This is a genomic window from Thiohalophilus sp., assembly GCF_031581315.1.
GTDB lineage: Bacteria > Pseudomonadota > Gammaproteobacteria > UBA6429 > Thiohalophilaceae > Thiohalophilus.
In genome coordinates, this window is sequence record NZ_JAVLAZ010000065.1 from 1 (window position 1) to 12,097 (window position 12,097).

At 58.8% G+C, this 12,097-nt stretch carries 13 protein-coding genes; 1 reads left to right on the top strand and 12 read right to left on the bottom strand.

Going from position 1 to position 12,097, the window contains the following annotated elements; all coding sequences use genetic code 11:
- The 4 genes from RI563_RS09745 to RI563_RS09760 all read right to left on the bottom strand — a co-directional run.
- Nucleotides 1–851, bottom strand: an 851-nt coding sequence (locus tag RI563_RS09745; RefSeq protein WP_310694186.1) for an NAD-dependent epimerase/dehydratase family protein, incomplete at its 3' end; no start/stop codon positions are given.
- A complete protein-coding gene (locus RI563_RS09750; RefSeq protein ID WP_310694187.1) occupies nt 851–1,588 on the bottom strand; it encodes an SDR family oxidoreductase in 738 nt (245 codons plus the stop codon). The genes RI563_RS09750 and RI563_RS09745, both read right to left, overlap by 1 nt.
- On the bottom strand, nt 1,585–2,907 hold the full coding sequence (locus tag RI563_RS09755; RefSeq protein WP_310694188.1) for an FAD-binding oxidoreductase: 1,323 nt from the start codon (nt 2,905–2,907) through the stop codon (nt 1,585–1,587). Before RI563_RS09755 ends, RI563_RS09750 begins: the two co-directional genes overlap by 4 nt.
- Before the next feature lie 5 nt (nt 2,908–2,912).
- Nucleotides 2,913–4,346 (bottom strand): UbiA family prenyltransferase, encoded by a 1,434-nt coding sequence (locus RI563_RS09760; protein ID WP_310694189.1) that lies wholly within the window; start codon nt 4,344–4,346, stop codon nt 2,913–2,915.
- A gap of 212 nt (nt 4,347–4,558) precedes the next feature.
- Here RI563_RS09760 and RI563_RS09765 point away from each other — a divergent pair, with 212 nt between their 5' ends.
- Nucleotides 4,559–5,332, top strand: a complete 774-nt coding sequence (locus RI563_RS09765) for a tetratricopeptide repeat protein (protein ID WP_310694190.1) — start codon at nt 4,559–4,561, stop codon at nt 5,330–5,332.
- On the opposite strand, the gene RI563_RS09770 is transcribed toward RI563_RS09765, so the two are convergent.
- The 8 genes from RI563_RS09770 to RI563_RS09805 all read right to left on the bottom strand — a co-directional run.
- The gene (locus RI563_RS09770; RefSeq protein WP_310694191.1) at nt 5,319–5,987 is read right to left on the bottom strand and encodes a rhodanese-like domain-containing protein; all 669 of its coding nucleotides are present in this window, start codon (nt 5,985–5,987) and stop codon (nt 5,319–5,321) included. The genes RI563_RS09765 and RI563_RS09770 overlap by 14 nt on opposite strands.
- A gap of 21 nt (nt 5,988–6,008) precedes the next feature.
- Nucleotides 6,009–6,554, bottom strand: a complete 546-nt coding sequence (locus tag RI563_RS09775) for a hypothetical protein (protein WP_310694192.1) — start codon at nt 6,552–6,554, stop codon at nt 6,009–6,011.
- Between the two features lie 146 nt (nt 6,555–6,700).
- Nucleotides 6,701–7,096 (bottom strand): hypothetical protein, encoded by a 396-nt coding sequence (locus RI563_RS09780; protein WP_310694193.1) that lies wholly within the window; start codon nt 7,094–7,096, stop codon nt 6,701–6,703.
- Between the two features lie 54 nt (nt 7,097–7,150).
- Entirely contained in the window at nt 7,151–7,477 is a 327-nt protein-coding gene (locus RI563_RS09785) for a hypothetical protein (RefSeq protein WP_310694194.1), read from the bottom strand.
- Nucleotides 7,478–7,604: 127 nt separating this feature from the next.
- Nucleotides 7,605–8,750 carry a 5-(carboxyamino)imidazole ribonucleotide synthase gene (locus RI563_RS09790; protein WP_310694195.1) on the bottom strand — a complete coding sequence of 382 codons (1,146 nt, stop codon included), beginning with the start codon at nt 8,748–8,750 and terminating at the stop codon, nt 7,605–7,607.
- Nucleotide 8,751: 1 nt separating this feature from the next.
- Nucleotides 8,752–9,243, bottom strand: a complete 492-nt coding sequence (gene purE, locus RI563_RS09795; protein WP_310694196.1) for a 5-(carboxyamino)imidazole ribonucleotide mutase — start codon at nt 9,241–9,243, stop codon at nt 8,752–8,754.
- A 57-nt stretch (nt 9,244–9,300) separates the two neighbouring features.
- Nucleotides 9,301–11,628 (bottom strand): nitric oxide reductase activation protein NorD, encoded by a 2,328-nt coding sequence (locus tag RI563_RS09800; RefSeq protein WP_310694197.1) that lies wholly within the window; start codon nt 11,626–11,628, stop codon nt 9,301–9,303.
- A gap of 5 nt (nt 11,629–11,633) precedes the next feature.
- Nucleotides 11,634–12,097: sodium-independent anion transporter (locus tag RI563_RS09805; protein WP_310694198.1), on the bottom strand; the 464-nt coding region annotated here is incomplete at its 5' end.

Genomic DNA, 12,097 nt, shown 5'->3' on the forward strand with positions numbered 1-12,097 from the left:
TCCCACCACGGTATCAGCTCGAATTCGTCATGCGCCACCAGGGCGGCCAGTTGTTGCGTGGTGAAAGGCGGGTCACGATCGAACAGGGCATAGAACCAGAGCAGGAACCAGAACAGCCGGTACGGAATATGAACGATCCAGGTGCGCAGTCCCTGTACCTGTTTGATGGTGCGGATGATATCCACGTAGTCGACTTTCTCGCGCCCGGTGATGTTGAAAGCCTCATTATGCCGGCGCTGCTGCATGGCGCTAATGATGATATTGCAAAAATCCCTCACATACAGTGGCTGGCGCATGAAGCGACCGTGCGAGGGGATGGGAAAGATCGGGGATTTTTGCATAAAGCGCGACAACCAGCCCAGATGCTTGCGATCGAACCAGCCGAACATCAGCGTCGGGCGCAGGATGACATGCGGGATGCCGCACTCCTCGATCAGCTGTTCCTGGGCCTTTTTGCTGTTGGTGTAAAAGTCATTGGCCACCGATTCTACCACCGAGGAGCTGATATGCACGATATAAGGGACCGAGTAACGTTTGCAGGCGTCGATGACGTGCCGGGTCGAGTGAATATTGTTGCGAATGAACGGCTCTTCGGTGAGCGCGCCGATCTGCGCCTGCAGCATGATCACCACTTCGGCGCCGTCAAAGTGCTGTTGCCAGGGACCGCTTTCGGCCAGGTCGTCTTCGATCACGGTAATGTCCGGGTGCAGTTCAGCCAGCATCCGGGTGTTATGCGGATGTTTGTCGATACCAACCAGGTTGGTATAACCGGCCTGTTTCAAAAACACGATCAGGTTCTGTCCGACCAGCCCGGCGGCGCCGGGGATGACGATTTTGCTTTGCTTGTCCACTAGAGTGACAGCCTCTTGAAGATAAATTCCGGAATCAGCTTGATGATCAGCATAATATAGCGCCAGAAAAACGGCAGATAGACCACATCCTTGCGTCGGTCGACTGCCTTGACGATACCGGCGGCGATGGCCTGGGGCCGGACCCACAGCAGCCCTTTCTTGAATTCCCGGGTCATGGGGGTGTCGACAAAGCCCGGCTTGATGGTCAATACCTGCACGCCGGCTTTGTGCAGACGATTGCGTAGTCCCTGCAGGAAGATCGTCAGAGCTCCCTTGGCGGTGCCATAGATATAATTACTCTGGCGGCCGCGATCCCCGGCGACCGAGGAAATTACAGCGATGGTGCCGGACTGTTGGGCTTCGAAACGGTTGGCAACCAGGGTCAGCAACGACAGCACACTCAGACAATTGGTTTGCAACTCATCAAGTGCCATGTTGAAGACCTGCTCCCCGGCCGCCTGTTCGCCGAGTGTGCCGTAGGCGATCAGGACCATGTCCAGACCACCGAGTTGTTTCTCGGTATCATTCAACAGGACTTCATGCCCGGTGAGGTCATTGAGATCGAGGGCTTGCCAGCTAACCTGTTCGGCACCGCGAATATTCAGGTCTTCAGCCAGCCTCTGGAGTTTGCCCTCGTCGCGTGCCGCCAGCATCAGCTGCGCACCCCGATCGGCATACAGCCGGGCGGTCTGTTCGGCGATGGCCGAGGTGGCCCCGAGGATCAGGATCCTTTTCATACAAAAACTCCCTGTTGCGTAACCCGGCGCCAGAAGCGGGAAGAGAATGCCGGATCGATGTGGTGTTGAAAGGTTTGCCAGCGGGGATAGTAATGCTGAAACGCGTCGGCGGACATACGTGCATCCTTGGCCGGGTAGACCGCCCCCTCGTTGGCGACAGTAATGCCATCCAGGCGCTCAAGCAGCTCCAGAGTCTTGCGGCCCCGATTGGCAAAATCGAGCGCCAGCGTCACGCCGGGCCGCGGAAAGGAGAGCATCCCGGGTGAGGCAACATCGCCGAACTGTTTTAATACACTGAGAAAGGATCCCTGACCGCTTTCGGCGATCACCTGCAGCAGTTGTGGCAGGGCCTCATGGGCCCTGTCCCGCGGGATAACACACTGATACTGGAAAAAACCGCGCTTGCCATACAGCCGGTTCCAGTGGCCGATTTTATCCAGGGGATAGAAGAAGGGATCGAAATGGACCAGCGCCTCACTTTTCAATGGCTTGCGGTAATACCACTGATTGAACAGTTTTACCGTGGCGCGGTTGAGCATAAAGCCCGGCGGGGTGATCGGCAGCGTGAAACGGGTTTTGCGGTAATCATCGGGCTCGGGTTGTTCAAGGCGGCCATCGGCATGATTGCCACGATAGAAGATGCCCCGTCCGAGTTTATTGCCACGAGCCAGACAGTCGATCCAGGCGACGGTATATTCCCAGTGCCGGTCCGATTCATCGCTCAGTGTGAAAAATTCTTCCAGGTTGGCAAAACGCAGGGCCTGTTGTTCGATAGCAGTGCTTTTGATCTTTTTAAGCTGGATCTCGGCCCAGACGATCAGGCCGGTCAGCCCCAGTCCGCCGACGGTGGCGGCAAACAGTTCGCTATTTTTAGCGGTGCTGCATTCGTGCAATTGTCCGTTCGAGCGGCGCAGGCCGAGCCGGTTGACGTGACAACCAAAGGTGCCGGCGCGGTGATGATTTTTGCCGTGCACGTCATTGGCGATGGCGCCGCCGATGGAGACAAACTTGGTGCCGGGAGTGACTGGTAAAAACCAGCCATGGGACACAATCAGATTGAGAATGTCGGCCAGTGTCACGCCGGCCTCGCAGCGCAACACGCCATTTTGCGTATCGAACGCGATAAAGCGATCCAGACCGTCGGTCGTCAGCAAAAGGCCCTCGGGGTTCAGCGCCACATCGCCGTAACTGCGGCCCTGGCCGTGCGCCAGTAGGGATGTGGCACTGGCGGCTGGCGGCCAGGCATCGCCTTCCCAGCGCAGGGGATAAAGCGGTTGTTTCACGTCGGGATAGCGACCCCAGGAATATTCTTGCGACATAAGATTTAGAGTGCCAGTAACAGACAGATGGCGACCAGCAGTGCCACGATGTAGCTGGTGCGATCATGAATGGCAAACAGGACCGGATCCTCGTGCAACACCCCCCGGTGGGCCAGCAACCAGATCCGGCTGATCCAGTAGAGCACGGCAATGGCCACGGGCCAGAGCCAGAGCGGCTGATCATACAGGCTGTCGGCCTGCAGATCGTGGATATACAGCACCATGATCAGCACCGACAGATAACCGCTGCTGATGCCGAACAGACTGACGACGGGCAGATCCTCGGTGTGATAGCCGCGCGCGGTCTGCTTGCCTTCCGGTTTCTGTTTGAGGTTGTAGAGCTCTGAAAAGCGTTTGCTCAGGGCCAGGGAAAAAAAGATAAACATGGAAAAAGCCAGCAACCAGTAGGAGAGCGGCACATCAATGGCCAGTGCCCCGGCGATAATGCGCAGGGTATACAGGCTGGTCAGGGCCAGCACGTCGAGCAAGGCCACCGGTTTGAGAAACAGCGAATAGGCGGTGGTTAACAACAGGTAGATCACCAGTACCAGCATGAAGTGGCTGTTGACGGTCGAGGCAATGGTGAAAGCCACCACCAGCAACACCGGAATCATGGCGATCCCCCAGGGCAGGGGCAGCAGCCCGGCCGCGAAGGGCCGGTGACGTTTTTCGTGATGCAGTCGATCGGCTTCCAGATCGATCAGATCGTTGACCAGGTAAATGGCCGAGGCGGCGCAGCCGAAGGCGATGAACGCCAGCAGGGTATGCATCACCAGGTCTGTCGCTCCCCAGCTGTGGGAGAGCACCAGGGGCACGAAGATCAGTCCGTTCTTGCTCCACTGGTGCAGTCGCATGGCCCGTAGCAGGGTTTTGAGCGTGTCGGTGGCGCCCGGCCGGGGAAAGATGCGCTCCAGGGCGGTGACGGAGTTGGCCCGCTGGGTCAGCCCCGGCCCGGCGTTGACCACGATAGCGGCCGCCGCCCGGCGCCAGATTTTCAGATCCACCGCCGCATTGGCCGCGTAGACGAACCCGCCCTCGCCAAATGTCTCAACCAGCCGTTCGGCCTTGTGCGATCCCGACAGATTGCACCGGGCGTCGCTGGCCAGCACACCGTCGAACAGGCCAATATAGTCGGCCACGGCGTTGGCCGTCTGCGGGTGGGAGGCGGTGACCAGCCACAGGGGGCGGCCGCGCTGTTTTTCCGCCTGGAGAAATTCCAGCAGCGGCTGGTTATAGGGCAGAGTTTGCGGATCGAGACGCACATGTTCGCTGAGCCGTTGCTTGAACGCCGTCTTGCCGCCCAGCAGCCAGAACGGCAATAACAGCACCAGCCAGGGGCGCTCGGCCAGCAATCGCAGGCACGCTTCCCACAGGGTGTCGCTGTGCACCAGCGTGCCGTCCATATCGACCGCCAGGGGTAACTGGGAGGTGTCGCTCAAGGGCCTGTCCGGGGTTGGAAGTTGGGTATCGTTCTCGTTATGAACCTATTTTAACTGATTGATTTTGGCTGGCAAATAAAACTCCCCCGACTGTGAAGCGCGCCCGGCTGGGAGGAAAGAGGGGCTGTTCAGGCTCAAGATGCGCCCGCTCGTGTCGCTAAGCCCATTGTAAGCGGTGCTGTTTGGGTCCCTCCCGGGTGAGGTGGTGCACAGTGTTATTTAAACCAGAACAGGGAATTCGCTGGCGGCGGTGGCGTGGTTTACTGGCGGGAGCCTGCCTCGGTTTGTCGGCCTGGCAGCCGCTTCAGGCCTATTCGCTCCCGGCCGCCAATGGCGAGGGTAACAGGGCGCTGCCCGCTCTGGGGTTGAATGCTGCGCAGGGACAACGGGCTTTCGAGGCCGGCTCGGCGGCGTTTGAGCAGGAAGAGTATGTGCTGGCCCGGCGCCACTGGGAGCCGGCGGCCCGGCGGGGGCATGCCCGCTCCCAGTTTTATATGGGGTTGTTGCATGATGCCCGGATAGGCGTTCAACCCGATGCCGAGCGTGCTGCGATCTGGTTCCGGCTCGCCGCCCGGCAGGGCCTGCCTGATGCCCAGCACAAACTGGCACTGGCGTATGCGCGGGGCGAAGGCGTTCCCCGGGATATCTCCCGGGCGCTACGCTGGTGGTTGCGCGCCGCCAGAGGGGGGAATACCGATTCCCAGTACAACCTGGGGGTCATCTATACACTGGGACGGGGCGGGATCGGTCGCAATCCGCACAAGGCGGCGCACTGGTGGCGCCAGGCGGCTATTGGCGGGGATCCCATGGCCCAGTTCAATCTGGGAACCTTTTATGCCAATGGCGATGCGGGGCAGAGGGATCTCTGTCAGGCGCTGCACTGGTGGCGCAAATCGCAGCGCAACGGCCTGCCGCAGGCCGATGACGCCCTGGCCGCGCTGCGCCACCGTTTCGATGCACAAGGTTGCCAGGTCACTGGACGGTGAGCAGCCCGAGTATCTGCCACATCTGCATCCCGTCACGATAATAATTGATTTTCTCCGGCGGATAACCGTGTTTCAGCAAACCGCGGATGGCGCGCGGCGATTGCCCGCACCAGGGGCCGTTGCACCACAGAATCAATTCTTTGGCATTGCTGAAATCCCAGGTCTCGTTCACGTCGCCGCCAGCGAGCAGTTTTTCAACCAGGCCGGGTTCTTCCTGGCGTTCGGTCACGCCAAGCTGTTTAAACGTGCTGACCAGTTCCGGGTCGAGGTCCGATTTTTCAAACACGGTAAAGGGAATGTTGATGGAGCCGGGGATGGTGCCCTTCTGGTGCCACGAGGGGAGTCGGGCATCAATGAGCAGGCCGCTGCCATCGCGTAGCTGGTTTTCCATAAACTCGAAGATTTCGACTTCGCCGACCGTGGTGACCCCCGGTGCCACCTGAATGGGCTGAATGCAAAACGGCGGGCAGGAGCGCGAGGTTTTCGCGAAACTGCCGGTCAGCGCATGTTCCTGATCCTGGATTCGCTGGAGGCGAATACTCTTTCCATTGTGTTGTACATCCACATAATCCCGGTTGGGCGTTAGCCCGACATCCAGGGCGAGAGCCGAATGGGCAAGTAAATAACCGGCAACGATAAAAACAAGTGATTTCATGTTCAATTCCCCTTTCATCAGCTATTTGGACAAGGAAATAATCTGGTTACGAACGACCACGATGGTGGGTGTTTTTAGATAGGTCTTGTAAACCAGTGACTTGGAGGTGGGATCCAGCTTTTTATAGAAGATATAGCTGGCGTAGTAATTTCGTTTGAGCAGGGCCTCGAATTCATTCCGTTCGAGTCCCGCCTGCAGAACATCGAGGGCCTGGCTGTTGATATCCCAGGCGGCCTCGGGCAGCTCCTCCGTCCCGTCGCCTTCCAGTTCCCGGGTGGCGACCTGGCCGCTGTCGTCGACCCGGGTCTCGCCCGCCTCGCTGGCCAGCCCCTGCAGATAGTTGTCCTGACCGGACTGCGGGGCCGGAGGGCTGTCCGCCGGGGCCTCGCGTGCCCCGGCGGGCGGGGAATCAGCCGGCTTTTCATCGACCCGGGTCTGGGCCGCCTCGCTCTTGAGTTGATTGAGATAGCTGGTATCGGCCCCAACCAGCGGTGCGGACAGACCGAACAGTCCCATTAACAGACCGGCACGGGCAAGGTCGCCGGTCATCTCCCATGTAAACGACATGATTGTCCTCCTCTCGCAGGCCTCAGGGAAAACCCTTATGAACCATACGGAAAATGATGGTTAAAATATCGACACGGCGAGAAAAACCTTTAGACTTGAAGGTTATACTGGCGGGAAATGGATAAGTGATTGATCGGGGTCAATTATTATTTGATCGGGGCAATATTGGCCTCTTCCGAGGGGGCGTGATTGGCCAGCATCTCGCCGAGAATCAGCTCCATGGCCTCCAGGGTGCGGGTCATGACCAGCGGCCCGTGTATATGATAGAGGCGAATCTGGCAGGGAATCGGTTCGTGCAGGCTGTTGCGATGGGCAGCCTGAAAATCGGTCCAGGCGACCACCGGCACATCGTTCAGGACCCGGTCGACGATAATCCAGGCATCTTTTTGCAGGATCAGATCCAGGTGTTTCAGGCGGGGAATGGCAAAGCGCAGATCCTTGCCCAGGCGTTTGAGCGCGACCTGCACATCGTTGTAGTAATGGGCGGGCAGTTCACCGTCGCGGTATTCAAATACCGGTACGCTATCCAGTCGGCGATACATGGTGACTCCTGGTCTGGCCCCCTGTACTGTCAGGTGTACGCCCGGATCCGGCTATCAGTGTTCGTCTTCCAGATCCCTGTGCGGATCCCAGCCTGCCTCCCGGGCGCGCTGGACGGCGTCGTCCTGAATACGCATGAATTTCTCCCGTAAATCATCCGGCAGGTTGGAAACCAGAAAACCGTATTTTTCCCACTCCCTGTTCACCTTGCCCCACAGGTCATCGATACCTTGCGGCAGCCAGCCCTCGCAGGTTTCTGTTTCGGGGATCAGATCAAATACCCAGGCATCACGAATGATCTTCCCGGTATCGGTCATACCGCCATTCATATCGTTATAAATGCCGACGTATTTTTTGGGTTGCGCTGAATTGCGTTGAGTCATCAGTATTTTGTTCCACAAGGTTGCAGAGAATGGCGATTGCGTTGCTGTCAGTATAGAACAAGGCGGGGGACAGAGCGATAACCGGCGCGGCCTGGGCGACACCACGCAAAGTGTTGCCTGTATCGCCTTACGTATCGCGCGTTCCGGTGCCAGCGAGTTGTTGCTGGATTTCCTGCGCGGTATGCAGCGCTTTATCCAGGGTGGGTGCCAGTACGTTGTAATGCCCCATCTTGCGTCCGGGGCGTGCTTCGCGCTTGCCGTACAGGTGCAGTTTGGCGTTGCTATGGGCAAACAGTTTATCCCAGGCCGGCGGTTTTTGATCCTGCCACAGATCGCCGAGCAGGTTGATCATCACCACGGGGGAGAGCAGGCGCGGGTCGCCCAGCGGCAGGCCGCAGACCGCGCGCACCTGCTGTTCGAACTGGGAAGTGAGGGTCGCATCCAGCGTATAGTGGCCGCTGTTGTGCGGGCGCGGGGCGATCTCGTTGACCAGCAGCTCGCCCCGGGAGACAAAGAACTCCACGGCCAGCACGCCAACGTAATCCAGTGCCCCGGCAATGGCGGTAGCCGCCTTGAGTACCTGTTGTTCCAGGTCGGCGTCGATGCGTGCCGGTACCAGGCTGACATCCAGAATGCCGTGGCGATGCACGTTCTCAGCCACCGGATAGCAACGGCTTTCGCCATCGATCCCGCGGGCCACGACCACCGAGATTTCCAGATCGAGAGCCACCCGTTGTTCCAGCACGCAGGGGTTGTTGCCCAGTTCCTGCCAGGCGCCGGCCAGCTCCTCGCCGGAGGCGACCGGATATTGCCCTTTGCCGTCGTAGCCGAAGCGGGCGATTTTCAGGATCGCCGGGGTGGGGACCGTCCGCGCCGCTGTATCGAGATCGGCGGGATCCCGGATCACCGCAAAGGGGGCAGTGGCAAAGCCGTTATCGTGTAAAAAGGTTTTTTCGCTGATCCGATCCTGGGTCAGGGTTACGGCGCGGGCGCCGGGGCGCACATCGCAATGGTTGGCCAGATATTCCAGGCTTTCGGCGGGGACGTTTTCGAATTCGGTGGTGATCGCATCACAGGTCTCGCTCAGGTACTGGAGCGCCGTGGTATCGAGATAATCGGCACAGACGTGATCGCTGGCCAGCATGCCGGCCGGGCTGTCGGGATCGGGGTCCAGCACGACCACCTCGTAGCCCATGTTGCGCGCGGCGATGGTGAACATGCGGCCCAGCTGGCCGCCGCCGAGCATGCCGAGAGTCGCACCGGGTAACAGCATCTCAGACCTTCGGCAGTTTCATGGCGCGCACTTTGGTGCGCTGCTTCTTGCGGAAGGTTTCCAGCTTGCGGGCGTATTTGTCCTCCTGACGGGCCAGCATGGAGACCGCGAACAGGCCGGCATTGGCCGCGCCGGCCTCACCGATGGCGAAGGTGGCCACCGGAATCCCCTTGGGCATCTGCACGATGGACAGCAACGAGTCGAGCCCCTTCAGGGCCCGCGAGGTGACCGGCACGCCCAGCACCGGCACGATGGTCTTGGCTGCCAGCATGCCGGGCAGGTGGGCCGCGCCCCCGGCACCGGCGATGATGCACTGCAGACCCCGATCGGCGGCCTGTTCGGCGTACTCATATAAAAGGTCCGGCGTGCGGTGCGCCGAAACCACCTTGGCCTCGTGCGGGACGCCGAATTCCTTGAGGACCTCGACGGCCTGGCTCATGACTTTCCAGTCACTGTTGCTGCCCATCACGACGCCGACGACAGGTTTTTTCATGCGGGTCACCCGTTGTTCAATGTTTCAGTGCGTATTGTAACCTGACTTTGACCGGAATTACTTGGTCAGGCTGGCGAACAGCATCGGCAGTTTCTCCGGCAGGCGGTCCACGTGATCGACAATGGTGTAATTATTGGACCCGAAAATCCGTTTCACATAGTTGTCGGCGTTGGGGTCGAGGGTCAGGCAATAGCTCATGACGCCCTGGGTATACAACTCCTCGACCGCCTTCTTGGTATCGTGGCGCAAATGTTGCGGATCGCGCTCGTCGATATCCGCCGGCTCGCCGTCGCTCACCAGTAACAGCAGCTTCTTGCGCTGTTGCTGACGTAACAGGTGTTGGCCGGCGTGGCGCATGGCCGCGCCCATGCGGGTCGAGAGTCCGCCCTGCATGCCGGCGAGGCGTGATTTGACCTCGTCATTGAAATGCTGGTTGAAGTCCTTGAAGCGCATGTACTGCACGTCATGTCGGCCATCGGAGGCGAAACCGTGGATCGCGAAGGGGTCGCCGATGCCGTTAATGGCGGTGGCGACCAGCGCACAGGCCTCCCTGGTCAGCTGCAATATGGTCTTGTCCGAGCCTTCAACGGTTTCGTTGGTGGATTCGGAGAGATCCAGCAGCACCACCACGGCCAGGTCGCGCGTCTGGATAACGTTACGCATGGTGATACGCGGATTGGGCTGCTCGCCCATGCGAATGGCAATCATGGCGTCGATCGCGGCATTGATGTCGATCTCGTCGCCATCTTCCATGTTGCGTACCCGTTGTACGCCTTCAGGCTGAAGCATATCGATGATCTGCTTGATTCGAAACGCAATCGGTTTGTATTCGAGCAGAATATTCTCGATTTCTTCCGGATCGCCTTTTTTGGGGCGATGTTCGTAGAGTGTGACCCAGTCGGGACGGTTCAGCTGTACCTGGTAATCCCATTCCTGATAATGGAAAGGATCGGAGATCGCCTCCTTGCCTTCCAGTTCGTTGATGGTGCAGCCTTCCTGATCGAGCCAGAAGGGCGTTTCCAGACGCCAGATCTCCTGGGCGTCGTCACCGGCCAGCTCGCAATCGAGTTCGTTGACCATGTCCATGACGCTGACGGTCTTTCTGACCTGGCGCTGGCTGGCCGGAATATATTCGACCCCTTCTTCCCAGTTCAGCTCCTCGAACTCCCAGACGAAACGGTTGTCGTCGCGATAGGGGATACGGATCTGTTCCAGAATACGCAGGCTGGGAACCTCCTTGCGTTCGGCAAAGAGATTGAACAGCTCGATGCCGATATGCCAGGAGAAGCTGTTGTTGTCCTTGTTCTCTTCAATGTTGGTATGGAATTTCTCCGCCAGGGCATTGAGCGCCTCGTCGTCGGATTTGACTGACGGGTCCAGCAACATGTGGGCAAAATGTTCCAGTACCGGCACGGTCGGATGTTCGGCCCGGCCCTCGTACTCGATCGACATCAGCGCCTTCCACAGATTTCGCAGACCGGGGAAGGCCTGCATGGCGTGATATTCGACCCGCGCATCCTCGATCAGGCCGATAAAGAACATCTGCGCCGGGCTCAGTCCTTCGGCGGAAATACGCGAGGTAGTGTAGCTGACATGTGCCGCCAGGTGAGCGGCGATGGCGCGATACAGTTCCAGGCCGCTGATCTCACCGATAGGATCGACCGCGTCCGGCAAATGCAGCACATGATGTTCGATATAGGGTTTGAAGCCTTCATGATCGGCCGCCGCCGGACGCACGAAGAAATCCCGGCCCCACAGCGCACGCAAATAGAAGTTCAGCTTGCGCTGGGTGTCGACGAACAGGGTGCCACGGCGCTCTTTTTGCAGCACAGTCAGACTGTCCTGGGTATCCAGGTTGAAGTAGTTGACCAGGTTGTTGAGATCCTTGCGATAGGCTTCGGCGCCGTACAGGGCCCAGCGCTTGAGACCGGAAAGGGTCAGTTTGCTCAGCAGCTCATCGATATGCTGCAGCATCGGGCGCAGCCCGCGTGAGGCCTTGGCCGACAACTGATGCAGCAGGCCCAGGTAACCGCGCAGCAGTTCCGGATCGCCCAGGCGCCTTGCGGCGGTGGGCAGGCTGGAAAACATCAGCGAGATGACCTCGCCGGAGGTCATGGAGGAGAGTTTCATGGCGGCGGCAACAATATCCTGAATCACATCCTCGCCGCACTCCTTGACCACCAGGGGCATCTCTTGCAGATAGGAAATGACGACATCCTTGCCCCGGCCCAGGTTGCACAGCCCCTTGGCGCCTTCCAGGTAATCCCGTAAACCGGCCGGTGACATGACACGGGACGCTTCGTGAAATGTGCTTTCAAACGTGTCCCGCACTTCCGGTGCGGCTTCCTGCAAATATTCTTTATATTCGTCAAGATTAATCGACATGGGACTCACCCCTCTTTCGGTTCAGGATGAAGAGAGGCGACCGGTTCCTCCTGTGGGACGGTCGCACACTCTTTGAAAATACGTTTGTCGCAACGGGCACAGATTTTGTGGTTCAACGTGCCAAAAATATGACTGATGGCCTCTTGCTTGGTGGCGAAGAAATGATCTTCACCAATGGCTTCTATAAAGTGTCCCTTGCGCAGAAACCGGCAGACCCGGCTCTTGTTATCCGTAAAGTACAATCCGCCGCCACGTTGTTTGAGGCGCTGCGCTTCCTGTACCAGCATCTCGGCGCCGGCCATGTCGATGAAGTTGATGCCGGTGGAGATGATCAGAATATGATTAATTCCTTCTTCATCGGATATCTGGTTTAACAGGCGTTGAATGTTGGTCAGTGAGCCAAAATAGATCGACATGTCGATACGGATGATCTTCAACTGCGGGCACTGCGCCAGCGGCTTTTTCTCGA